Source organism: Methanoculleus chikugoensis, assembly GCF_019669965.1.
GTDB lineage: Archaea > Halobacteriota > Methanomicrobia > Methanomicrobiales > Methanoculleaceae > Methanoculleus > Methanoculleus chikugoensis.
Window position 1 is genome coordinate 2575471 of sequence record NZ_AP019781.1, and the last position, 22509, is coordinate 2597979.

22 protein-coding genes are annotated in these 22509 nt (G+C 64.2%); 18 read left to right on the forward strand and 4 right to left on the reverse strand.

The window, feature by feature from the left end; genetic code table 11:
* Genes argS through sepS form a run of 3 tightly spaced genes read left to right on the forward strand, consistent with a single transcriptional unit; the run spans position 1 to position 4131 of the window.
* The gene (gene argS, locus MchiMG62_RS12895; RefSeq protein WP_221058790.1) at positions 1–1665 is read left to right on the forward strand and encodes an arginine--tRNA ligase; all 1665 of its coding nucleotides are present in this window, start codon (positions 1–3) and stop codon (positions 1663–1665) included.
* The gene (gene twy1 / locus MchiMG62_RS12900; RefSeq protein ID WP_221057310.1) at positions 1646–2539 is read left to right on the forward strand and encodes a 4-demethylwyosine synthase TYW1; all 894 of its coding nucleotides are present in this window, start codon (positions 1646–1648) and stop codon (positions 2537–2539) included. Before argS ends, twy1 begins: the two co-directional genes overlap by 20 nt.
* Positions 2536–4131 carry an O-phosphoserine--tRNA ligase gene (gene sepS, locus MchiMG62_RS12905; RefSeq protein WP_221057311.1) on the forward strand — a complete coding sequence of 532 codons (1596 nt, stop codon included), beginning with the start codon at positions 2536–2538 and terminating at the stop codon, positions 4129–4131. Before twy1 ends, sepS begins: the two co-directional genes overlap by 4 nt.
* Here sepS and MchiMG62_RS12910 read toward each other — a convergent pair.
* Positions 4106–6364 carry a bifunctional alpha,alpha-trehalose-phosphate synthase (UDP-forming)/trehalose-phosphatase gene (locus tag MchiMG62_RS12910; protein WP_221057312.1) on the reverse strand — a complete coding sequence of 753 codons (2259 nt, stop codon included), beginning with the start codon at positions 6362–6364 and terminating at the stop codon, positions 4106–4108. The two genes, sepS and MchiMG62_RS12910, sit on opposite strands and share 26 nt — an antisense overlap.
* Before the next feature lie 351 nt (positions 6365–6715).
* On the opposite strand from MchiMG62_RS12910, the gene MchiMG62_RS12915 reads away from it, so the two are divergent.
* Both MchiMG62_RS12915 and relB read left to right on the forward strand, forming a co-directional pair.
* Positions 6716–7102 (forward strand): hypothetical protein, encoded by a 387-nt coding sequence (locus MchiMG62_RS12915; RefSeq protein ID WP_054847742.1) that lies wholly within the window; start codon positions 6716–6718, stop codon positions 7100–7102.
* A 49-nt stretch (positions 7103–7151) separates the two neighbouring features.
* Positions 7152–7358, forward strand: a complete 207-nt coding sequence (relB, locus tag MchiMG62_RS12920) for a type II toxin-antitoxin system RelB family anti-toxin (RefSeq protein WP_054847743.1) — start codon at positions 7152–7154, stop codon at positions 7356–7358.
* 219 nt (positions 7359–7577) lie between these two features.
* Here the strand turns inward: relB and MchiMG62_RS12925 are convergent, their stop codons facing one another.
* Positions 7578–8696 (reverse strand): ribonuclease H-like domain-containing protein, encoded by a 1119-nt coding sequence (locus MchiMG62_RS12925; RefSeq protein WP_221057313.1) that lies wholly within the window; start codon positions 8694–8696, stop codon positions 7578–7580.
* A gap of 82 nt (positions 8697–8778) precedes the next feature.
* Positions 8779–9282, reverse strand: a complete 504-nt coding sequence (locus MchiMG62_RS12930) for a hypothetical protein (protein ID WP_054847745.1) — start codon at positions 9280–9282, stop codon at positions 8779–8781.
* Between the two features lie 131 nt (positions 9283–9413).
* Here MchiMG62_RS12930 and MchiMG62_RS12935 point away from each other — a divergent pair, with 131 nt between their 5' ends.
* Together MchiMG62_RS12935 and MchiMG62_RS12940 are read left to right on the forward strand one after the other, a co-directional pair.
* On the forward strand, positions 9414–10181 hold the full coding sequence (locus MchiMG62_RS12935; RefSeq protein WP_221057314.1) for a TIGR01458 family HAD-type hydrolase: 768 nt from the start codon (positions 9414–9416) through the stop codon (positions 10179–10181).
* Between the two features lie 4 nt (positions 10182–10185).
* Positions 10186–11304: a hypothetical protein gene (locus tag MchiMG62_RS12940; protein WP_221057315.1), complete on the forward strand. Its 1119-nt coding sequence runs from the start codon at positions 10186–10188 to the stop codon at positions 11302–11304.
* Positions 11305–11316: 12 nt separating this feature from the next.
* Here MchiMG62_RS12940 and MchiMG62_RS12945 read toward each other — a convergent pair whose 3' ends face one another.
* Positions 11317–11472, reverse strand: a complete 156-nt coding sequence (locus MchiMG62_RS12945; protein WP_221057316.1) for a hypothetical protein — start codon at positions 11470–11472, stop codon at positions 11317–11319.
* 236 nt (positions 11473–11708) lie between these two features.
* Here MchiMG62_RS12945 and MchiMG62_RS12950 point away from each other — a divergent pair, with 236 nt between their 5' ends.
* Genes MchiMG62_RS12950 through MchiMG62_RS13000 form a run of 11 tightly spaced genes read left to right on the forward strand, consistent with a single transcriptional unit; the run spans position 11709 to position 22500 of the window.
* Entirely contained in the window at positions 11709–12440 is a 732-nt protein-coding gene (locus tag MchiMG62_RS12950; RefSeq protein ID WP_221057317.1) for an ABC transporter ATP-binding protein, read from the forward strand.
* Positions 12416–13537 carry a SufB/SufD family protein gene (locus MchiMG62_RS12955; RefSeq protein WP_425331891.1) on the forward strand — a complete coding sequence of 374 codons (1122 nt, stop codon included), beginning with the start codon at positions 12416–12418 and terminating at the stop codon, positions 13535–13537. Before MchiMG62_RS12950 ends, MchiMG62_RS12955 begins: the two co-directional genes overlap by 25 nt.
* A 16-nt stretch (positions 13538–13553) precedes the next feature.
* The gene (locus MchiMG62_RS12960; protein WP_221057318.1) at positions 13554–14216 is read left to right on the forward strand and encodes a protein-L-isoaspartate(D-aspartate) O-methyltransferase; all 663 of its coding nucleotides are present in this window, start codon (positions 13554–13556) and stop codon (positions 14214–14216) included.
* On the forward strand, positions 14192–14827 hold the full coding sequence (locus tag MchiMG62_RS12965) for a cyclase family protein (RefSeq protein ID WP_342367217.1): 636 nt from the start codon (positions 14192–14194) through the stop codon (positions 14825–14827). Before MchiMG62_RS12960 ends, MchiMG62_RS12965 begins: the two co-directional genes overlap by 25 nt.
* Entirely contained in the window at positions 14824–15429 is a 606-nt protein-coding gene (locus MchiMG62_RS12970; protein WP_221057319.1) for a hypothetical protein, read from the forward strand. The genes MchiMG62_RS12965 and MchiMG62_RS12970 overlap by 4 nt, the downstream gene beginning before the upstream one ends.
* Before the next feature lie 37 nt (positions 15430–15466).
* Positions 15467–16723 (forward strand): phosphoglucosamine mutase, encoded by a 1257-nt coding sequence (gene glmM, locus MchiMG62_RS12975; protein WP_221057320.1) that lies wholly within the window; start codon positions 15467–15469, stop codon positions 16721–16723.
* 3 nt (positions 16724–16726) lie between these two features.
* Entirely contained in the window at positions 16727–17926 is a 1200-nt protein-coding gene (gene glmU, locus MchiMG62_RS12980; protein ID WP_221057321.1) for a bifunctional sugar-1-phosphate nucleotidylyltransferase/acetyltransferase, read from the forward strand.
* Position 17927: 1 nt separating this feature from the next.
* Positions 17928–19082 (forward strand): bifunctional sugar-1-phosphate nucleotidylyltransferase/acetyltransferase, encoded by a 1155-nt coding sequence (glmU, locus tag MchiMG62_RS12985; RefSeq protein WP_342367218.1) that lies wholly within the window; start codon positions 17928–17930, stop codon positions 19080–19082.
* Positions 19083–20822: a glutamine--fructose-6-phosphate transaminase (isomerizing) gene (gene glmS / locus MchiMG62_RS12990; RefSeq protein WP_221057322.1), complete on the forward strand. Its 1740-nt coding sequence runs from the start codon at positions 19083–19085 to the stop codon at positions 20820–20822.
* On the forward strand, positions 20819–21412 hold the full coding sequence (locus MchiMG62_RS12995; protein ID WP_221057323.1) for an acyltransferase: 594 nt from the start codon (positions 20819–20821) through the stop codon (positions 21410–21412). The genes glmS and MchiMG62_RS12995 overlap by 4 nt, the downstream gene beginning before the upstream one ends.
* A complete protein-coding gene (locus MchiMG62_RS13000; RefSeq protein WP_221057324.1) occupies positions 21412–22500 on the forward strand; it encodes a DegT/DnrJ/EryC1/StrS family aminotransferase in 1089 nt (362 codons plus the stop codon). The genes MchiMG62_RS12995 and MchiMG62_RS13000 overlap by 1 nt, the downstream gene beginning before the upstream one ends.
* Positions 22501–22509: the final 9 nt, after the last annotated feature.

Sequence of the window (22509 nt, forward strand, 5' to 3'; positions counted from 1 at the left end):
ATGTATCAGGAGAAGTACCACCAGATCGAGCGCATGCTCCGGGCATGCACCGGCGAGGAGGACGTCCTCCTCACGACAGGCGGGGATCACGCCGATCTCGCCTCCACGATAGCGTTTAAACTCGCGAAGATTGAGAAGCGGGCTCCCCAGAAGATCGCTGCCGATATCGCGGAGAAACTCTCGGGGAACCCTGACCTTGGGGACATCCGGGTCGAGGCGGCCGGACCCTACGTCAACTTCCGGTTCGGCCCGTCACTCCTCGGAGAAGCGGTCAGGGAGGCGGTCGAGCCCGGCTACGGGGCCCTCCAGCGCCGTTCCGGCAGGGTCGTGCTCGAACACACGAGCGCGAACCCGAACGGCCCCCTCCATGTTGGCCACATAAGAAACACCGTCATCGGCGACACCCTTGCCCGGGCGTTCCGCAAGGCCGGGCACCCGCTTGAGGTGCAGTATTATCTCAATGATATGGGCCGCCAGATCGCCATCGTCTCGTGGGGGTTCGACCACCTCGATATCCCCCGCAAAGACGGCGAGAAGGAGGATCACTACGTCGCCCGGGTCTACATCGCGGCGAACCGGGAGATCGAGAAGAACCCGGGCATAACCGAAGAGATCGACCGCCTCATGCAGAAGGTGGAGCGCGGCGATGCCGAGACCGTCGCGAAGTTCCGGAGAGCCGTCTCCCTCTGCGCGAAGGGGATCAAGGCGACCCTCGCCGCCCTGAACGCCCACCACGACCGGTTCGTCTGGGAGAGCGATTTCGTCCGGATCGGTGATGTCGACCGGATCGTCGAGCAGGTCCGGCGGCTGCCGCAGGCCCACGAGGACGAGACGCTCTGGGTCGACCTCACCGCGCAGGGGTTCGAGAAGAAGTACATCCTCCGGAGGAGCGACGGCACCTCGGTCTACAGCACCCGGGACCTCGCCTACCACACCTGGAAAGGGCGCAACTACGACCGGCTGATCGACGTCCTCGGGGCGGACCACAAACTGATCGGCGCCCAGCTCCGGGCCACCCTCGAACTCCTCGGCGAGAAGCCGCCCGAGATTGTCTTCTTCGAGTTCGTCTCCCTCCCCGAAGGCTCGATGAGCACCCGGGCGGGCAAGTTCGTCTCGGCGGACGCGTTGATCGAGGAGGTTGCCGCGAAGGCGTTCGAAGAAGTGACCACCCGCCGGCCGGAACTCCCCGAGGAGGAACGGTGCTCGATCGCAAAATCGGTCGCCATCGCCGCCATCCGCTACGACATCGTGAAGGTCTCTCCCGAGAAGAGCACGGTCTTTGACTGGAAAGAGGCGCTGGACTTCGAGCGGCAGAGCGGCCCCTACATCCAGTACGCCCACGCCCGGGCCTGCAGCATCCTCGATAAGGCCGGCGAGTTCGAGCGGGCCTACACGCTTGAGACCGACCACGAGGTCGCGCTCGCCCGGCACCTTGCCCGGTTCCCGGCCGTCATCGAGCAGACCGTGCAGGAACTCCGCCCGCACCTCCTCGCCGCTTACGCCCGCGAACTCGCCGACCTCTTCAACGCCTTCTACCACTACGACCCGGTCTTGAAGAGTGAGGGCGAGACGCGGAACAGCCGTCTCGCGCTCGTGGATGCGGTCAGGAACACCTTGCAGGAGTCGCTTGGGACTCTCGGGATCGATGCGCTCAGAAGCATGTAAGGCTCTGCGGAAGCAGGGCTACCAGTTCATCACCCCGAACTCCTCGGCGGCCGTGAAACCCTGCATGTGGAACAAACGGGCGCTCAAGGGCGGGGAGATGTGCTACAAGGCGCAGTTCTACGGCATCGAGAGCCACCGCTGCGTCCAGATGACCCCGACCCTCAAGTGCAACCAGCACTGCCTCTTCTGCTGGCGGTCGTTCGAGCACGAGGTCGTTGAGGAAGAGGAGTGCCCGCCGGACGTGATCGTGGCAAACCTCCGGCGCGTCCAGAAGAAGGCCCTCTCGGGCTACAAGGTCTCACCCTACGTCGAGCCCGGACAGTTTGCGGAGGCCCTCGACCCCACCATGGTCGCGATATCCCTCTCAGGGGAGCCGACCTGCTACTCGCGCCTTCCGGAACTGGTCGACGCCCTCAGCGCGGACGGGTATACGACCTTCCTCGTCTCGAACGGCACCCGACCTGACGTTCTCGCCCGGTGCCGGCCCTACCAGACCTACGTCTCCCTTGACGCCCCCGACCGGGAGACCTATCTCTCCCTCTGCCGGCCGATGGAGGATTACTGGGACTGCATACAGGAGAGCCTCGCCGGACTCCGGGGACGCCGGTCTGCCGTCCGCACCACGGTGGTGCGCGGCTACAACGACTTCTCCCCCGAGCGCTACGCGGCACTCTATCAGGACTCCGGCGCCCGGTTCATCGAAGTAAAGGGTTATATGCATCTGGGGTACAGTAGGAATCGACTGCAGAGGGACCGAATGCCAGAACACCACGAGATTCGGGCGTTCGCCGAGAAAATAACGGAGCACTGCGACTATGCCATCAAGGATGAGAGCCCGGTGAGCCGGGTCGTCTGTCTGGAGCAGAAGATATGAGATTTGATGTGGAAGCGTTCAAAAAGAGAGCGAGAGAGGACTTCGAGCATGCCTGGCATGAAGGGCCGTCGGTTCTGACACCGGCCGGGGTCTCCGGCCGGTACCCCCGGCTGAGGTACACCCGGGCGACACCGCACCCGATCTTCGAGATCGTGCAACGGCTCCGCGAGACCTACCTCGCGATGGGGTTTGACGAGGCGATCAACCCCCTGATCGTCGAAGAATCGGACATCTACCGACAATTCGGCCCCGAGGCCATGGCCGTCCTCGACCGGGTCTTCTACCTCGGCGGGCTGCCCCGGCCGAACGTCGGGATTGCAAGAAAGCAGATTGATGAGATCGAGGCCATCCTCGGCCGTGCACTCTCGCCCGGGACCGAGGAGAAACTCCGCGAGACCCTTCACGGCTACAAGAAGGGGACGATCGACGGCGACGAACTGACGCACGAACTCGCGGCCGTCCTCGAGGCCGACGACGCCGCCGTGGTCCACATCCTGGATGCGGTCTTCCCCGAGTTCCGGGAACTCGCACCCGAGTCGTCGCGCAACACCCTCCGGAGCCACATGACGAGCGGCTGGTTCCTGACGCTCTCCTCCCTCTGGGAGAAGCGTCATCTCCCGATACGGCTCTTCTCGATCGACCGGTGCTTCCGGCGGGAGCAGGAGGAGGGGCCCACCCGCCTGATGACCTACCACTCGGCCTCCTGCGTCGTTGCGGGCGAGGACGTCACCCTCGAAGAGGGGAAGGCCATCAGCGAAGCCCTCCTCTCGGCCTTCGGGTTTACCGAGTTCCGGTTCCAGCCCGACGAGAAGCGCTCGAAGTACTACATGCCCGAGACCCAGACGGAGGTCTACGCCCGTCACCCGGTCCTCGGCTGGGTCGAGGTCGCCACCTTCGGGATCTACTCCCCCTCGGCGCTCGCGGAGTATGGGATCGGCGTGCCGGTGATGAACCTCGGCCTCGGGGTGGAGCGGCTTGCGATGATCGCCTACCAGTCAAACGACGTCCGCCAGCTCACCTACCCGCAGTTCTTCCCACAGGAGATCTCCGACCGCGAGATCGCCGGCGCCGTCCACCTCCGCGAAGAGCCGAGATCCGTGGCCGGAAAGCAGATGGCGGAGGCGATCCGTGATGTGGCCGCCGAGCACGCAACCGCGCCGGGGCCGTGCGCATTCACAGCGTGGAAGGGCGAGATCGCCGGAAGAGAGGTCGAGGTGATCGTCGAGGAGCCCGAGTCCAACACGAAACTCTGCGGGCCGGCCTGCGCAAACGAGGTCTACGTGCACGACGGCTCGGTGCTCGGCGTCCCGGATATCGAGAAGTGGGCGAAGGTCCGACAGGAAGGCGTCTCCACCGGGATAACCTACCTCGACGCGGTATCGAGCCTCGCCGCCGCCCGGATCGAGGAGGCGGCACGGTGCGGCGAAGGGACGCACGTCCAGGTGAAGATGTCGAAACTCCCCTCCGACGTCAACCTGCGGATCGAGGAGTACGCGATGCGGTACATCACCGACCACAACAAAAAAGTGGATCTCCGGGGCCCGGTCTTCCTGACGGTCAGGTCCGTCATCCCGGGGCAGCCGACTCAATAACGCTCTTCTCCCTCCCCGGCCTCTCTTTTTTTCCGGAGACGCACCCCCTATCGCCCTCGATGCACTTTTTCAAGAGGGGCAGCACGTCCCGCTGGGCGACCAGGTTGAACCTGGCCCTGCTCGGAGCAAGCCCGACCTTGATCGAGTAGGCGTCCGGCGGCATCGCCTCGAAGAGGTCTTCATCCGTCCGGTCGTCCCCGATGGCGAGGATGAACTCCCAGGCGTTCCGGGAGACCCAGTTCAGCGCCGCCCTGCCCTTGTTGATGACGTTGTTCTTGATCTCGATGACCTTGTTCCCGTCCATGACGCCGACATTGAGGTTCGATGTCAGGTGCAGGAGGTCGTCTTTGAGGTCTTTCGCCCGCTGCGCCCCGAGCAGAGGCTCGGTTCTCCGGTAGTGCCAGACGAGGGAGTAGTCCTTCTCCTCGATGAAGGCGCCGGGCGTACGATCCGTATAGAGTTCGAGGAGCGGGTAGATCTCTCCTTTCCACTCGTCCGAGAGTGCCTCAGACATCCGCCACTCCCCGGAGCGCTCTTTCACCCAGACGCCGTGCTCGGCGATGATCCCGATATCCAGCTCCCCGAACCAGGTATCCAGCGTGGACCGGTCCCTGCCGCTGATCACCACCACCTCGTTTCCGGGCGTCCGGGAGAGGGACGTGAGCACCTCCCGTGTTACGTCGCCGGGAACCGCCTTCTGCGGCCTTGAGGCGAACGGAACCAGGGTGCCGTCGTAGTCGAGGAGGAGGAGACGGTCGTTCGCGGCACTATAATCCGCGATCAGTTCGTCCCTGATAGCGGGGGTGACGATCTGTTCGGAGCGTTCGACCCGGACCGCCCGGGCGTCGCCCAGGCGTACGAGGAAGTCGCCGACCCAGTGCTCGATGTCGTAGCGCATCAACCTCTTCTGCATCGTCCGGTTCCGCTCGATCTGCTCCTTCTCCGGCATGGCGAGCGCCGTCTCGATCGCCTCGATCACCGCGTCCTGGTCGTTCGGGTTGACGATGATCGCTTCGCCGAGCTCCTCGGCCGCCCCTGCCATCTCGGAGAGGATGAGGACGCCCGTGCCGTCGGTCCTCGTGGCGACGTACTCCTTCGCCATCAGGTTCATGCCGTCCCGGAGCGGCGTCACCAGGGCGACGTCGGCGGCGCTGTAGAACGCCACCAACGTCTCGAACGGGAGGAAGTTGTAGAAGTAGCGAACGGGAACCCAGTCGGTCGTCCCGTACTTCCCGTTGATTCGGCCGACAAGTTCGTCGATCCGCTTCTTCAGCCTCTTGTAACTGTTGACGCTTGTCCTGGACGGGACGGCAACGACGACGAGGGAGACCTTCCCCTGGTACTCCGGCTTCTTCTCAAGGAGCGTGTCGAACGCCTCGAGTCGGAGCGGGATCCCCTTCGTGTAGTCCAGGCGATCGAAGGAGAGGATGATCTTGCGCTTCCCGTATTTCTGCCGGATCCGGGTTATCTCCTTCTGGACAGGGGCGCTGCCCGCGGAGTCGGCGAACCGGTGGTAATCGATGCCCATCGGGAAGAGGTCGGTCCGCACCACCCGGGTGCCGGTCCGGACCTCCCCGAAGGAGTGTTCATAACCGAGGATCCGCCGGACGCTGGAGAGGAAGTGGCGGACGTAGCCGTAGGTATGGAACCCGATGAGGTCTGCGCCGAGGAGGCCGGCGAGGATCTCGTCCCTCCAGGGCAGGTGCCGGAAGACCTCGAACGACGGGAAGGGGATGTGGTGGAAGTAGCCGATCTCGGCATCGGGGAGACGCTCCCGGAGCATCTGCGGGAGGAGCATCAGGTGGTAGTCGTGAACCCAGATGGTGTCGTCGGGCCGGGCCACCTCCATCACGGCGTCGCAGAACTTCTCGTTCACCCGCTGGTAGACCTGCCATGTCTTCGGGTCGTACTCTGCATAGAGGTTAAAGTAGTGGAGGAGCGGCCAGAGGGTATTGTTGCAGAACCCGTCGTAGTAGTGCCTGATATCGTACGGGGAGAGGAAGACCGGGTGGCACTGCTCTTTTCTGAGCGTATCGACGATCCGGTCTCTCTCTTCGCTCTGCTGCCTCTGGATGTTCATGCCGGGCCACCCGACCCAGAGACTCTCGTAGGATTTGTAAAACGAACCGACCCCGGTGGCAAGGCCGCCGACGCTCCGCTGGAGATGGATATCGCCGTTCTTGCGGGATATGCTGACCGGAAGCCTGTTTGAGACTATCAGTAACCGATTCATGGTTCGACCCTGTTCACGATAGGATATGATCAGCCACCCAAGGAATCTCAACCAAAATTAAGTTTTTGGAGAAATCTCGAAAAATTACAGACATCAGAGATTGAGGGGCCTACCCTTCTGCCCTGCTCTGCCGTTGCCCGGAGAACCCGTGCATACCGTGAACGCCCAAACGCGGCGATTCCGCCGGGGCATCCCCGGGAATGGCTGCATGTCCCCCTTCCGGTTCTCCGGAAGCGTGAGGAAGCAGGATATCTACGGCAGATCCGGCATCCCGTCCCCGCAACCTGCGTCCGGCACCGACAACGTTATATTATTCTAACACCATGTTAGATATACCTAACAGGTGACGTAATGAAGAGACGATACGCGATACAGATTGCAGCGGGAGCGGTTCTCAGCGCTGCAGGCATCCTCCTTCCGTTCCTCGTGGGCGGAACGGAGGCTCTCTCCTCGATCCTGGTGACGATCGGTCTCGTGACCCTCGCGGTGGCCGTGGTTCGGTACTGGAGGTTCCGGGACGAACCGGAGAAAGACGAGCGGACGCAGAAGATCGGGGCATACGCCATCTCCTACTCCTGGCTTCTCACCATCGTCTTCCTCGCAATCCTCTTCTGGGTGGACTACCTCAGGCTGCTCGCCCTCACGGTCGAGAGCGTGCTGCTCTCCGCCATCCTGCTGATGGGGCTCTCCGCACGGCTCTTCCAGTGGTACCTCTTCCGGCAGGGGGACGTGGCGTGAGGCAGGCAGACACCGCCGAAAAGAGTCTCTTCCGGAAGGGGGATGCAAGGTGAAGACGCGAATCCGGGAACTGCGGGCGAAGACAGGGATCACCCAGGAGGAACTGGCGCAACAGGTCGGGGTCAGGAGGGAGACCATCGTCTTCCTCGAGAAGGGAAAGTACAACCCTTCCCTGAAACTCGCCTACAAGGTGGCCCGGACACTCGGCTCCACCATCGAGGAGGTCTTCATCTTCGAAGAGGAGGATCTGGCATGAGCGTACCCTACAGGTGACTGAACGGCAGGTTACGACAACACGGGAACAAACCGCAAAAAGATATTGGGGGCAATTTCTAAGGTTGGAACCGCCGTTTAAAAACATTTTGCTCTGCGATTCACCCCCTTTAGCCCCCTATTCGCGAATAAGCACAGATTACACACGATACCGGGCGTTTGAGTTTTTATTGTTCGGTGAACATATAATCCAGAAATATACTCATTTTTCGGGCCGAGCGCGGTACGGAGGAAGGATTGTTTCGACACCCCGGGGATTTGTCTCGATAATTTCCTCCCTGCCGCCCCCTTCAGGCCGCTCCCGGCCGGGTGCCGCACCACCATCGCCATCCCCCCGGAGAAGGGCGAAGAGCCGGGCAAGCGAGACGATGTCCTGCCGGTTATGCTCCACGACCGGGACAAGCGGGCCGGGGCTTCCGGTCCGACGGTAGGTCTCGTAGAACTCCGGCACCATCCTGCTCGGGACGTCGTCCGCCCGGGCGACGCCGAGAACCCCCGTCTCCAGCGCACCAAGCCGGCAGGAGGTGAGCGAGTCCTTCCAGCGCCTGCGTGCGAAGTGGAGAACGTCGAAGTGGGGAAGGGCGAGGTCTGCCGGGATGCCGTGGCAGGCGAGCCGATCCCGGATGTAGGGGACGTCGAACGCCCGGCCGTTGAAGGTGACGAGGGCCGTCCCCTCCGCCTCCAGGTCGGGCAGGACGGCAGCGAGCGCCGCTTCCTCTTCTTCGACCGACCTTGAGAGGTACTGTCGGACAGTGATCGACCCGCCGCTCACCCGGGCAAGGCCGATGAGGATGATCGGCCGCGAGAAGAGCCCCAGCGTCTCGATATCGAGGAAGACGAAATCTTCGGGTGCGTGAAATCGGCTGGCCTCGAGGAGGAGCGGATCGCTCCTTCGCCGCCGCCGCTCGATCTCCGCCACGAGATCGCGGGTATCCGCTATCGAATCGAGAAGCCGGGCGGCATCCCGGCAGTAGCGAGGGTGCCCCATGAGAGCGGCGATCGTCCGGCAGCCCCGCTCCTCCAGCCGCCGCCGGGTCGCTTCGCCGATGCCGCGGACCAGGGTGAGGTCGCCGAGAATGGCCGATGTCGCCCGATCGGGGTCCCGGGCGTCAAGGCTCATGGGGGTCCGGGACTCGACGACATAGCACGTCCCGGAAGGGCAGGCCATCTCACGGCCGCAGAAGACGTCCTCGACCGCCCGGCCCCGGTATCCGGCGACGAGGTCGTCCCGGAGCCTTCGGGCCCTCTCGTCTTCGGAACTATGGATAAAGGGCGGCCGGAAGCCCGGGGCAGACCTCCAGCTATCAAACGGGTATGCCATCTTCCCGGCCAGGGTTGGATTCTCCCGGCCTTCAACCTGCCTGCCGCATGGCGAAAGTGAACGGTGGACCGGGGTCCCCGCATCACTCCCACCGTGCAGGTTTCACCGCGATCGAGCACGCTGCGTCGCCGGCGCAGATGGCGCTCCGGTAATTAGGGGCGTAGTTCGGGTTCAGGCCGGATATCGCGGCGTTCGTGTAGGCGTGGCAGGCATTGCAGGCTACGAGCGGGTTCTCGCCCTGCTCCTCTGCCCGGGCGGTCATCCCACACCCGCTGACGGTCAGGAGCGCCTCTCCCGGCACCGGGTCTTTGACCTCGTACCGGTATTCCGGCCCGAAGAGCAGTCTCGTCGCCGCCGAAAACACTTCCGCAACCTCCCGGGCGTTCCCGAGCGGCATTCCGAAAGCACGGGCTATGACGCCCGCTTCCCGGCCCTGCTCCTCCCACACCGCCCGCTCAACCTCGTTGTAGAGCTGGTCGTCGGCGCCGTCCCTGATGGCTCTCCGGTAGGCAAGCGGCAGTGCGGAGACCTCCCGGACGGCGAGTTTCCATCGCACGTCCACAAGAATTCGCTCGGATGCATCCATCTTCTCATCCCCTCCTCATGACGGTCTTCGGATCGGGGACGGTATACCTGCAACCCCATGGAGGTTCTCACGGATCTGCCGCCCCTCCCGGGCACCGCATAAATACTCCCGCGGACAACAGAGGGGGAGATATGAAGATCGGAGCAGTCCTGATCGACATCGACGGCGTCCTCTACGTCGGCGATCGACCGGTCGCCGGAGCCGGGGAAGCGCTCCGGGAACTCGACCGGCGGGGGATACCCTACCGGTTCGTCTCCAACACCACCCGCCGCTCCCGCCGTTCGGTTGCCCAACGCCTGCAGATCCTCGGTTACGCCATCCCGGAACCCTGGATCGTCACCGCACCGGTCGCTGCCGCCGCACACCTGCGGGAAGGGGGCCGGACCCGGTGCTTCCTCCTCACCACCCCCGACGCCCGGACGGACTTCAAGGAGGCCGGGATCGTAGCCGTGGAGGAGGGGGCCGATGCGGTCGTGGTCGCCGACGCGGCCGACGGTCTCACCTACGAGCGCCTGAACCTGGCGTTCCGCCTCCTCATGGAGGGCGCGGACCTCATCGCGCTCGAGAAGGACCGGTACTGGATGGGAGCGGACGGGCTGATGCTCTCCGCCGGGCCCTTCGTTACCGCGCTCGAGTACGCCGCCGGGAAAGAGGCGGAGGTGATCGGGAAACCCTCTCCGGCGTTCTTCCTGCATGCGCTCCGGGAGATCGGGGCTGAGCCCCGTGAGGCGGCGATGGTCGGCGACGATATCATTACCGATATCGGCGGCGCCCGGGCCTGCGGCATGAAGGGCATCCTGGTGAAGACCGGCAAGTACCGGGGAGAGGCCGTCCGTGCTTCAGGCATCGAGCCCGACCTCGTCATCGACTCGCTCGCGGACCTCCCGGAGTATATCTGATCCTATGCGGCGACGAATCCTCATCGCGCTCGCCCTCGCCGCCGCGATCCTCGCGGCCGGGTGCCTGGGCGGCCTCCCCGGGCTTGGAGAGCGCCGGGGAGAGGTCGTCCCGCCGGCGATCGTGCCGGTCGAGGGGGCGGCCCCGGGGGAAGCCCCGGTCTACACCTTCCCCTTCGGTGACGGGGAGGAGACGATCCGGATCGAGCCCGACCTCGCGGTCTACGCCGGTGCAAAAGAGGCCGACCGGCAACTCTACCTCTACAAAGACCTCCCCGAAGAAGAGTGGATCCCGATCTATTACCTGGCGTTCGCGAACGACCCCCACCAGGAATCCTTCTATACCGACCTGCTCGCGGCTCTCCGCGAGATCCGGGACCGGGAGAGACTCGACGACGACCGTTACCTCGAACTGATCGCCGTGTTTGTGCAGTCGATCCGGTATGAGACCGACGCCTCGATCGTGGAGCCGAAGTTCCCGATCGAGACCTACGTGGACGGCGAGGGGGATTGCGACGACAAGAGCCTCCTCCTCGCCGGGCTCCTCGCACGGGAAGGCTACGGGGTCGCGCTCCTCTACTTCGGAGAGGAGGAGCATATGGCCGTCGGGGTGAAGAGCGCCGGGTGCCGCTACCGTAACACCTCTTACGCCTACATCGAGACGACGAACCGGAGCTACGCGGGCATCCCGCCTGCGGCGCTCGCGGACGGGACGGTCCTCTCCTCCGATCCGCTCGTGATACCGGTCGGGGACGGAACCGGGTCTTACACAGCCTGTGAGGAGATCGAGACGATCGAGCGTGCCCTCTCCGGATCGCGCGACCGGGTCGGGGAACTCGAAGAGGAACTTACCGTGCGCACCCGTGAACTCAAGGCGGACTGGGAGGAACTCGCGGCCCTGGACTCAAAGATGGCGGAGCTCGCCCGATCGGGAAATATCCGGGAGTACAACCGGCTCGTCCCGGAATACAACCGGATGGCCGGCGGTTACAACGATGCGGTAGAGGCCTACAACGTCGTGCTCGATGAGGCGGAGGCTACCGTGAACCTCCACAACCACCTCGCCGGCCACGCTCACGACCGGCCCGGGTCGTACCTTTTAGCCCGCGAGTACCTTACGGGGTGACCGGGAGAGGACTTACGCGAGGCTCTCCACCACAAGGAGGGGGCGATCTGCCGGAGCGTCGGAGGCGAAGTACGCCGCCTTACGCATCTGGCTGCGCCGAACAACGGTCGGATACCGGGCGGCCCGCTCGGCGATGCAGGCAAACGTTGAGAATGCAGATTGTTCCATACATGAAACGGAGCGAGGGCGCTACTTAACCGTAGGCCGCGTGCGGGGTGAAAGTGAACTGCCGGAATTCTGCCTCCAATCCCGCCCCCAATACAAATAAAAGACAATTATCAGGAACAGACCTCAAAAATCGACACGATATCGGCGCAGATCAACCTACCGCCGGCCGAAACGGCAACTGTTCCGTTGGCAAGTGTTAATGTATCCCCTGACAAATACATGAAACGGAGTGCCGTATGCTGGATATCAGTGATTTGCACGTGGATGTGGAAGGCACCGAGAAACTCCACGATATCAACCTCCATATCGGGCAGGGGGAGACCCATATCCTGATGGGGCCGAACGGTTCGGGGAAGAGTACGCTGCTCAAAGCCATCATGGGGTTCGGCGGCTACACGATCACGTCCGGATCCATCGTATTTAAGGGAACGGACATCACCGAGATGCCGATCCACGAGCGCGCCCATCTCGGGATCGGCATGATGTTTCAGCACCCGCCCGCGATATCGGGGCTGAAACTCGGAAAGCTCCTCACCGCCACGTCTCATCTCGGCAGCGACGCGATCGAGGCGCTCGCGCAGACGGTCAATATGGAGCGCTTTCTCGCCCGGGACACCAACGTCGGGTTCTCCGGCGGCGAGATCAAACGGAGCGAGGTTCTGCAATTGAAGGTCCAGCAGCCCGATTTCCTCATGCTCGACGAGCCGGAGAGCGGCGTCGACCTCGAGAACATGGGCCTGATGGGGAAAGAGATCGCGAACCTCCTCGAAAAGGATGTCCATATCGTCAACCGCCGCAAGAGCGGCCTCATCATCACCCACACCGGCTACATCCTCGACTACCTCGAGGCCGACCAGGGGCACGTGCTCATCGACGGCCGGATCCGGTGCCACGGAAACCCCCGCGAGATCCTGCGCGTGGTCAAAGAGAAAGGATACGGAGAGTGTCTGCGTTGCAAACAGATGTAGGCGACATCGAACGGCTCCCGGAGAAAGACCGGGAACGCCTCGCCCTGACCGGTCTCGAGGTCGGGATGCAGAACCGGTGCGGGAGTTTCTTCCAGATCGACCAGAACGTGATCCAGACCACCTGCGGGGCCGAAGGGATCGAGATGATCCCCATCAAGGCCGCTCTCGAGAAGTACGACTGGGTGAAGGACTACTACTGGAACGCCGTTCCGAAGGATAAGGACAAATACACAGAATACCTTGCGAAGCAGGAGAACCCGCAGGGCCTCGTCGTCATCGCCCATGAAGGGGTGAAGGTCGAGATGCCCCTTCAGGCCTGCCTCTTTCTGCGCGACGAGCCGGTGCAGCACGTCCACAACCTCTTCATCGCGAGAGAAGGCTCGGAGATCAACATCATCTCCGGCTGCGCGAGTTCCTGGCAGAAGGAGCACGGGGCGCATATCGGGGTGACCGAGATCTACGTCGGCAAAGGCGCCAAGGTCACGTCCACGATGATCCACAACTGGAACCCCGGGATCAGCGTCTTCCCGCGGAGCGCCACCGTCGTCGAGGAGCACGGAACGTTCCTCTCGAACTACGTCTGCATGCAGCCGGTCAGGAAGGTCGACATGTACCCGACGGCCCGCCTGATCGGGAAGAACGCCGTCGCCCGGTTCTCGAGCATCGTCGTCGCGACACCGGGATCGACCCTCGATCTCGGCTCCCGTGCCATCCTCGGCGCCGAGCATACGAGCGCCGAACTGACCACCCGGGCGATCACCACCGGCGGCACCATCATCTCCCGCGGCCACATCCTCGGCGAGAAGGACGAGACCCGGGGCCACATCGAGTGCAAGGGCCTGATCTTGAAAGACGGCATCATCCACGCCATCCCCGAGATCGAAGGAACGCTGACCGGCACCGAACTCTCCCATGAGGCTGCGGTCGGAAAGATCGCCCGCCACGAGATCGAGTACCTCATGGCCCGGGGGCTCTCCGAGGAGGAGGCCACCGCAACTATTATACGCGGGTTTCTGGATGTGAAGATCAGCGGTCTGCCTGCGGTCCTGCAGGAGCAGATCGACGCCGCGATCGATAAAGCTGAATCAGGATTCTGATTCGGGAGACGGGAGGATGGAGGCCGATCCCTATAGACGGGAGCGCGAGGAGATGGTAGAGTTCCAGATCCGGGCCCGGGGAATCGGTGACGAACGGGTGCTCGCCGCGATGCGGAAGATCCCCCGCCACCTCTTCGTGCCCAAAAACCTCGAACGCGCTGCCTACGAAGACCAGCCGCTCCCCATCGGGGAAGGGCAGACCATCTCCCAGCCCTACATCGTCGCCGTCATGACCGAACAACTGGAGATCCGCTCCCACGACCGCGTCCTCGAGATCGGGACCGGCAGCGGCTACCAGGCGGCAATCCTCGCCGAACTCGCCGGGAAGGTCGTCTCCGTCGAACGCCTCGCCCACCTCGCCGACCGGGCACGGGAGAACCTCGCCCGGGCAGAGGTCACCGGTGTCGAGATCGTCGTCGGCGACGGCACGCAGGGCTATCCGCCGGAGGCACCCTACGACGCCATCGTCGTCACGGCGGCATCGCCCGAGATCCCCGGCCCCCTGGTAGAGCAACTCGCCGAAGGCGGGCGATTGATCGCTCCCGTCGGGCCACGCGAATGCCAGGATCTCGTCAAACTCGTCAAACGCGAGGGGAGCGTGGAGACAGTCCCGCTCGGCGGCGTCTGCTTCGTGCCGCTGATCGGGCAGTTCGGGTGGCAGGGAGAGATATCCCCGTGACGATCTACGACATCACCCGGGACCTCTCCGGGGACGCCGTCCTCTACCCGGGAGACGTCCGGCCCCGGTTCCATGAGATCGACAACGGACAGTACCGCGTGACCGAGATGGTGCTCGGGAGTCATACCGGGACGCACATCGACGCCCCGTCGCACTACATCGAGGGAGGACTGACGGTCGACGAGATCCCGCCCGCGGTGCTGATGGGGCCCGCACGGGTGCTCGACTGTAGCGACATCGGGGAGGTCATCGAACCCGGGCATCTCGCTGGCCGCCTCGACGGCGCGAGGACGATCCTCATAAAGACATGGTTTTCGGGGCGGCGGGAGTTCGACCCCGGGTACCCGGCGCTCTCCCCCGAAGCGGCGGAGATGACCGTCGAGGCCGGGATCGTCTGCCTCGGGATCGATACCCCGTCGATCGAGTCGTTCAACGGCGACGGTTCCGTCCACCGCCTGCTGCTCGGGAGCGGGACGGTCATCCTCGAACTGCTTGACCTCTCCAGCGTGCCGGAAGGAGACTATCACATGACGGCACTCCCCCTGCGGCTCAAAGGCATCGACGGATCGCCAGTGCGGGCAATTTTATCGGATATGGAGGAAGAACCATGAGTTTCTGGAACAGTGCAATCGAGAGGCTGGAGACGATCCTCGCGGACAGCGGGTGCGAGGACGGCATCGTGACGCTCAGCGTGAATCACGACGCGGACGTCTGCCAGTACCCGAAAGGCGTCGCTATGGAGGGGCACTTCGGCGGGCGGAGCGGACAGTTCATCACGAGCGAGCCGGTCCGGGCAAACACCCGGATCTCCTTTATGTTCGGTGCGCCGCTCAAAAATCAGAAGCAGCGAGGCGCGGCAGGCGCGATCGTCAACACCGTCTCGGCGTTCCTCTGCCTGGCGCGGAGACTCCAGCCCTGCACCCCCGACTGCTACGCCCCCTGCCTTGCGGAACTCTCCCGCGAGGTCGCGGGAAAACGGGTCTACCTCGTCGGCCCGATGCCGGTGCTCGAGCGGGCGCTTGCATCACAGATCGTTGATACGCCGGAGGCGGCCGATATCCTCCTGGTCGGCGGAGACGGCATGACGAGCGATGCGGGGGTCGCCTGCATCGACGAGTACCGGGAGAAGAAACGGATGATATTCCTCGGACCCTCGGCCGCCGGGGTCAGCGGCCTTATCAATCTCGAGCACTGGTGTCCCTACGGACGATGAATACCTTTTTTTAGGAAAGAAAGGATTATACAGGAGTATGCTTTTCGGCTCTTCCGGCATCCGGCAGGAGTTCGGCCCCGGCCTCGTCGACCTCGCGCTCCGCGTCGGAGCGGCCGTCGCAGCCGGAGCTTCGGGGATCGTCGTCGGCCGGGACACCCGCACGACCAGCGAACTGCTTGAGCACGCTGTTGTCTCCGGGATGCTCTCGGTCGGTGCAACCGTTTATTCCTGCGGGATCGCGCCCACGCCGACGGTCGCGCACGCTACGCGGAATACGGACGCAGGATGCATGATCACCGCCTCCCATAACCCCGAGTCCTACAACGGGGTCAAACTGCTCAACCCCGACGGGTCGTCGTTCACCCTCCGACAGCAGGCGGCGATCGAAGACGGAGTCGCGGGCACACACCGGAGAACCTGGGACAAGCAGGGGCATGCCCGGCCCATCGACGCGGTGGACGCGCACCGGGAGGCGATCCTCGATAAGGTCAGTCTCTCCCGCCCCATCACGGCCGTGCTCGACTGCGGCAACGGCGCCGGAAGCGTCATCACCCCCGACATCCTCGCCGCGGCCGGGGCAACCGTGATCGGCCTGAACTGCAACGTCATGGGAAGGTTCTCCCGGCCGTCGGAACCGCTCGAGGCAAACCTCCCCTACATCGGCGAGATCGTCCGGCGCCGGGGTGCCGCATGCGCAGTGATCCACGACGGCGACGCCGACCGGATGATGGCGTTCGACGAGCGCGGCCGCTATATCGACGGCGATCACCTCCTCATGCTCTTTGCGAAGTATCTCGACCGCAAACGCGTCGTCACCACCGTCGACGCCTCGATGGCGATCGAGGAGGTCGCGGAAGTCCGCCGCACGCCGGTCGGCGACAGTTTCGTTTCCGAAGAACTCCTCTCCTGGGGGGACTTCGGCGGCGAGGCGTCGGGGAGCTGGATCTTTCCCCGGCACTCCTACTGCCCGGACGGGATCTACGCCGCGGCCCTCCTCTGCGAGATCGCGTCGGAGTGGTCGATCGCCGAGGAACTCGACCGGATGCCCCGCTACACCCTTCTGCGGGAGTCGTACCGGATCAACGCCCCGCGGGAGGTCATGGGGGCGATGGGGGCCGATGAGCCGACGCACGGGGTCCGGTTCGAGGATGAAGACGGCTGGTACCTGATCCGGGCAAGCGGCACCGAACCGAAGGTCCGGATCACGGCCGAGGGAAGAACACCCGCAAAGGCGAAAGAGATGCTTGACGCGGGGCACGCCGCCCTTGAGAAGGCGAAACATACTCTGGAGTAATATATGCAGTGTGTCGTACTGGCAGCAGGAGAGGGGAAACGGATGCGGCCCCTGACCGCCCGGCGCCCGAAAGTGATGCTTCCGATAGCAAACCGGCCGATGATGGAGCACCTGGTCGTCGCGGCCCGCGATGCAGGAATCACCGACTTCATCTTCGTCGTCGGGTACTTTGAACGCGAGATCCGAAACCACTTCGGGGACGGCAGCAGCCTTGGCGTGAAGATCGCCTACGTGACCCAGCGCCACCAGCTCGGCACCGCCGACGCCCTGCGGGTGACGGCAGGGTTGATCGACGACCGGTTCCTCCTCTTGAACGGGGATATGATCCTCAGATCCGACGATATCAGGAAATTCTGCCGGATGGATGCTCCGTGCGTGGGAATTCACGAGACCGACCACCCGCAGGACTACGGCGTGGTGACCGTCGAAGGGAACCGCATCACCGGCCTCGAGGAGAAGTCCGAGGAGCCGAAGAGCAACCTGATCAACGCGGGCGCCTACCTCTTCGACCCCGGCATCTTCGACCTTCTAGCGGGCATAAAAGTATCGGGCCGGGGCGAGTTCGAGCTGACCGACGCGCTCGAGACCTACATCAGGGAGGGGACGCTCAGGGCATACCCGCTCGCCTACTGGCTCGATGTGGGGCAGCCGTGGGATCTCCTCGACGCAAACGAGGGGCTTCTCGCCTCGATCCGCCACGAACGGCACGGCACCGTCGAGGACGGATGCACCGTCCCGGAGACGGTCAGCATCGGGAAAGGGACGGTTATCCGGGCCGGAACCTATATCGAGGGCTCCTGCGTCATCGGCGAGAACTGCGTCATCGGCCCCCACGCCTATATCCGGGGCTCCACCGCCATCGGGGATAACTGCCATATCGGGCACGCGACCGAACTCAAGAACTCCATCATCATGCCGGGGACGAAGATCCCCCACTTCAACTACATCGGCGACAGCATCGTCGGGAGCGGCTGCAACTTCGGGGCGGGCACCAAGGTCGCAAACCTCAGGCACGACAACGGATCGGTGAAAGTCTGCGGGAAGACCACCGGCAGGAGGAAGTTCGGCGCCATCATCGGCGACGACGTCCTCTTCGGGATCAACTGCTCGGTCAACGTCGGGTGCCTCGTCGGCAGCGGAAGCCGGGTGGCTCCCCACTCCCTCGTTGAAGGGTGCGTCGAGGAGAACTCAGTCATCAGGTGATATGATGCAGGCAGTCATTCTAGCAGCGGGAGAAGGGAGCCGTCTGCGGCCGCTGACGAGGAGCAAGCCCAAGGCCATGCTCCCGGTCGCGAACCGGCCGATCATCGAGTACGTCATCGACGCCCTTCTCGAGAACGGAATCCGCGATATTGTGGTGGTGGTCGGCTACCGGAAGGAAGAGGTCATCCGGCACCTCAACCGGCTCGACGCCCCCATCCAGGTCGTCGTGCAGGAGCGCCAGCTCGGAACCGCGGATGCTCTCCGGGCTGCCGAATCGGAGATCGCGGACGACTTCCTGGTTCTTCCCGGCGACAACTACATCAACGCCGGATCGATAGCACGGATCAAGGAGGAGCGGAACGCCATGCTTGTCGCCGAGCACCCGAACCCCTCGAACTTCGGGGTCGTGGTGATCAGGAACGGCATCGTCCGCGAGATCGTTGAGAAACCCGAAGACGCCCCGACGTTCACGGTATCGACCGGGATCTACTCCTTCACCCCCGACGTCTTCTCCTATCTCCAGACGAACGAGATCCCCGACGCCCTCGCCGCCATGATCGCGTCGGGCCGGCGGATACGCGCAATCCCGGCGGACGACTGGCAGGACGCCGTCTACCCCTGGGATCTCCTGAAACTGAACAGCCGGATGCTTCGGGGGGTCAGGCCCGGGATCGCAGGGGAGGTCGACGCATCCGTCATCCGCCGGGGCACCGTGCGTATCGGCGCCGGAACGACCGTGGGGCCGAACACCGTCATCTATGGTCCCGCCGTCATCGGGAGCAACTGCAACATCGGTCCGAACACCGTGATCATGCCCGATACGAGCATCGGCGACCGGGTGGTGCTTGAACCGTTCACCTACGTTGCCGACTCGCTCATCATGAACGACGTCACGATCGGGTCGCATTCGAGGATCGTCTCGGCAGTCCTCGGCCAGGGGTGCATCCTCGCCGACCATACCACCACCTACCCCTCCGCGAGTTTCATCGAGGTCGGAGGCCACGTCCAGAAGGAGGAGTTCGGCGCAGTCCTCGGTGAGGGAGTACGCGCGGCACCATTCACAACGTTTAAGAACTGCATCGCAGGTAACAATGTCACCGTCGGTGAGCGGAAGACAGTGGTCGGCCTCATCGAGGACGGCACGCGGGTGATGTAGATGTGCGGGATCGTCGGCTATATCGGGAGACGGGATGCAACCCCGATCCTGATCCAGGGTTTGAAACGGCTCGAATACCGGGGTTACGACTCTTTCGGCATCGCGACGGTCGGGAGCGCGATCGAGGTCTACAAGAAGACCGGCCGCATCTCGGACGGCGAGGCCGGAGCTGCCCATCTCACCGGATCCACCGGGATCGGGCATACCCGGTGGGCCACCCACGGCGAGCCGAACGATCTCAACGCCCACCCGCACACCGACTGCTCGGGCAGGATCGCCGTGGTGCACAACGGGGTCATCGAGAACTACGGCGAACTGAAACGGCAGCTTGAAGAGCGCGGCCATACGTTCCGGTCGGAGACCGATACCGAGGTGATCGCCCACCTCATTGAGGAGCATTACGACGGCGATCTCCTCGCGGCGGTCAACGCGACCCTCCCCCTGCTCCGGGGCTCGTATGCCGTCCTCGTGATCGCGGAGGATACGCAGCAAATCGTCGCCGCCCGCGACGCGAGCCCGCTCGTCCTCGGCGTCGGGGATGCCGAGATCTTCGCCGCCTCGGACATGACGCCGCTTCTTGAATACACCGAACGCGTGATCTTCCTCGAAGACGGCGACGTCGCCGATCTCGCGCCCGGCCGCTACACCATCTACCATGACGGCCGGATGGTGGAGCGCCCGATCGAACTGATCAACTGGTGCGTCGAGGATACCCGGAAGGGCGGGTTCGCCCATTACATGTTAAAGGAGATCTACGAGCAGCCCCAGTCCTTCTACGAGACGATCCGGGCAGGCATCGACGACCGCGTGCGGCGGATGGTCATGGAGGCGGACGAGATCACCCTGGTCGCGTGCGGGACGTCCTACCACACCGCCCTGGTCTTCAAGTACCTGGCCGAACCGCTCTGCGGCATACCGGTGCGGGTCGAGGTGGGGTCGGAGTTCAAGTACTTCACCCCGCCCCTCCACGGCCTCGTGATCGCGGTCTCGCAGTCGGGGGAGACGGCGGACACAATCGCCGCCCTGAAGATGGCGAAAGCCCGCAACTGCCCGACGCTCGCCATCACCAACATGCAGGGGAGCACGGTCACCCGGGTTGCGGACGAGACCCTCCTGATGCGGGCCGGCCCCGAGATCGGCGTCGCCGCGACCAAGTCCTACACGGCGCAGCTTGCGGCGCTGATGCAGATCGTCAACCTCCGCTGCGAGGGGGCGTTCGACGATGCCCTCTCGCACGCGCACCTGGCCATCGGCGACGTCCTCCTCCAGGATATCCACGAGGCGGTCGCCCTCTGCTCGAAGGCCGAACACGTCTTCTTCGTGGGAAGGGGGCCGTTCTACCCGGTTTCGATGGAAGGCGCCCTGAAGATGAAGGAGATCAGTTACGTCCACGCCGAGGGGTATGCGGCGGGAGAACTCAAGCACGGGCCGTTTGCCCTGCTCACTCCCGAGACGCCGGTCGTCGCCGTCTGCACCCCGGGCCCGACCTACGGCGTGATGGCCTCGAACATCAAGGAGATGAAGGCAAGGAAAGCCCCGGTCATCGCGCTTGGGGTTGCCGGGGATACGGAACTCGCCGAGATCGTGGACATCTTCATCCCCATTCCGAACACGCACCATCTGGTGCAGGTACTGACCGCGTCGGTCGTCCTGCAGCTGCTTGCCTACCATACCGCATGTGCCCTGCAGCGGGACGTCGACAAACCGCGAAACCTGGCAAAGAGCGTGACCGTTGAATGATTAAGCACGGACGTAACGCTCTCGGCGAGGGGGCGACGATATTCGAACCGGTGACCCTCGGGTTTCCCTCCCGCGACCGGATGGGAGAGAGCGACTACCCCGGCACCACCATCGGGAGGGGCGCCGTCCTCCGGTCGGGCACGATCATCTACTGCGACGTCGTGATCGGCGATGCCTTTCAGACCGGCCACAACGTGCTGATCCGCGAAAAGACGGCCATCGGCGACCGGGTCGCGATCGGGACGGCGGCGGTGATCGAGGGCGACTGCACGATCGGCGACGACGTCCGGCTCCAGAGTCTGGTCTACATCCCCACCGGCGCCCGGATCGGCAACCGGGTCTTCATCGGCCCGAACGCCGTGCTGACGAACGACCGCTACCCGCCCGGCCCGCACGAATCCCTCCGGGGGCCGGTGATCGGGGACGACGCGGTCATCGGTGCGAACGCAACGATCCTCCCCGGCGTCGTCGTCGGTGAGGGGGCGTTCGTCGCCGCGGGCGCGGTGGTGACGAAGGACGTCCCGCCGGGGATGCTCGCGGTGGGCGCGCCGGCGCGGTTCCGGCCGCTGCCTCCGGGGGCGGTCCGGTGATGCGGGAGATCCCCGTCGCCCGCCCGCTCGTCGGGGAGGAGGAGGTCGAGGCTGTCGCCCGCGTGATGCGGTCGGGGATGCTCGCCCAGGGCTCGGTCGTCACGGAGTTCGAGTCGCGGTTTGCGGACTACTGCGGCGCCGCCCACGCCGTCGGTGTCAACTCGGGCACCGCGGCGCTCCACACGGCCCTCCTTGCCGCCGGCGTCGGGCCGGGGGACTCGGTGGTGGTCCCGGCGTTCACGTTCTTTGCGACGGCATCTGCTGTCTCGATCTGCGGGGCGACGCCGCTTTTTGCGGACGTGGATCCGGAGACATTCAACATCGACCCGGAGTCGGTCAAAGACCTCATCCGTCCCGACACCCGGGCGGTCATCGGGGTGCATCTCTTCGGGCAGCCGTTCGACATCGGAGCCGTCCGCGAGGTCTGCGAGGACCGCGAGATCGTCCTCATCGAGGACGCGGCCCAGGCGCACGGCGCAGAGTACCACGGGAGACGGGCGGGAAGCCTTGCCGACATTGGCTGCTTCTCGTTCTACCCGACGAAGAACATGACCACCGGCGAGGGGGGCATGGTCACGACCGACGACGATGCCCTTGCGGAGAAGATCAGGCTCCTCATCAACCACGGGCAGAGCCGGAAGTACCTCCACACGGTTATCGGCTACAACTACCGGATGACGAACATCGCCGCCGCGATCGGCCTCGTGCAATTCGGGCGGCTCGAAGAGTTCAACAAGCGCCGGATTCATAACGCCCGCTACCTCGACCACCATCTCGCGGGCACGGGGCTCGCGACGCCCTGCGTCGCACCGGGCGTCCGGCACGTCTACCACCAGTACGTCGTGAAGGTCCCCGGCGATTACGTGCTCTCAAGGGACGCGTTCATGAGCGCCCTCGCGGATCGGGGGATCGGAACCGCCGTCCACTACCCCATCCCCGTCAACCGACAGCCCGTCTACGAGAACACGCACGCTTCCTGCCCGGTATCGGACGACCTCGCGGCATCGGTCGTGAGCCTGCCCGTCCACCCGGCGGTGACGGACGAGGATCTCGCGTATATCCGCGATACGGTTCGGGGGCTCCCGTAACCGGGTAGC

Bases quoted from the DNA above. Each gene is read 5' to 3' on its own strand.
- argS (WP_221058790.1), top strand. From the start codon at position 1: ATGTATCAGGAGAAGTACCACCAGATCGAGCGCATGCTCCGGGCATGC.
- twy1 (WP_221057310.1), top strand. From the start codon at position 1,646: ATGCGCTCAGAAGCATGTAAGGCTCTGCGGAAGCAGGGCTACCAGTTC.
- sepS (WP_221057311.1), top strand. From the start codon at position 2,536: ATGAGATTTGATGTGGAAGCGTTCAAAAAGAGAGCGAGAGAGGACTTC.
- MchiMG62_RS12910 (WP_221057312.1), bottom strand. From the start codon at position 6,364: ATGAATCGGTTACTGATAGTCTCAAACAGGCTTCCGGTCAGCATATCC.
- MchiMG62_RS12915 (WP_054847742.1), top strand. From the start codon at position 6,716: ATGAAGAGACGATACGCGATACAGATTGCAGCGGGAGCGGTTCTCAGC.
- MchiMG62_RS12925 (WP_221057313.1), bottom strand. From the start codon at position 8,696: ATGGCATACCCGTTTGATAGCTGGAGGTCTGCCCCGGGCTTCCGGCCG.
- MchiMG62_RS12930 (WP_054847745.1), bottom strand. From the start codon at position 9,282: ATGGATGCATCCGAGCGAATTCTTGTGGACGTGCGATGGAAACTCGCC.
- MchiMG62_RS12935 (WP_221057314.1), top strand. From the start codon at position 9,414: ATGAAGATCGGAGCAGTCCTGATCGACATCGACGGCGTCCTCTACGTC.
- MchiMG62_RS12940 (WP_221057315.1), top strand. From the start codon at position 10,186: ATGCGGCGACGAATCCTCATCGCGCTCGCCCTCGCCGCCGCGATCCTC.
- MchiMG62_RS12945 (WP_221057316.1), bottom strand. From the start codon at position 11,472: ATGGAACAATCTGCATTCTCAACGTTTGCCTGCATCGCCGAGCGGGCC.
- MchiMG62_RS12950 (WP_221057317.1), top strand. From the start codon at position 11,709: ATGCTGGATATCAGTGATTTGCACGTGGATGTGGAAGGCACCGAGAAA.
- MchiMG62_RS12960 (WP_221057318.1), top strand. From the start codon at position 13,554: ATGGAGGCCGATCCCTATAGACGGGAGCGCGAGGAGATGGTAGAGTTC.
- MchiMG62_RS12970 (WP_221057319.1), top strand. From the start codon at position 14,824: ATGAGTTTCTGGAACAGTGCAATCGAGAGGCTGGAGACGATCCTCGCG.
- glmM (WP_221057320.1), top strand. From the start codon at position 15,467: ATGCTTTTCGGCTCTTCCGGCATCCGGCAGGAGTTCGGCCCCGGCCTC.
- glmU (WP_221057321.1), top strand. From the start codon at position 16,727: ATGCAGTGTGTCGTACTGGCAGCAGGAGAGGGGAAACGGATGCGGCCC.
- glmU (WP_342367218.1), top strand. From the start codon at position 17,928: ATGATGCAGGCAGTCATTCTAGCAGCGGGAGAAGGGAGCCGTCTGCGG.
- glmS (WP_221057322.1), top strand. From the start codon at position 19,083: ATGTGCGGGATCGTCGGCTATATCGGGAGACGGGATGCAACCCCGATC.
- MchiMG62_RS12995 (WP_221057323.1), top strand. From the start codon at position 20,819: ATGATTAAGCACGGACGTAACGCTCTCGGCGAGGGGGCGACGATATTC.
- MchiMG62_RS13000 (WP_221057324.1), top strand. From the start codon at position 21,412: ATGCGGGAGATCCCCGTCGCCCGCCCGCTCGTCGGGGAGGAGGAGGTC.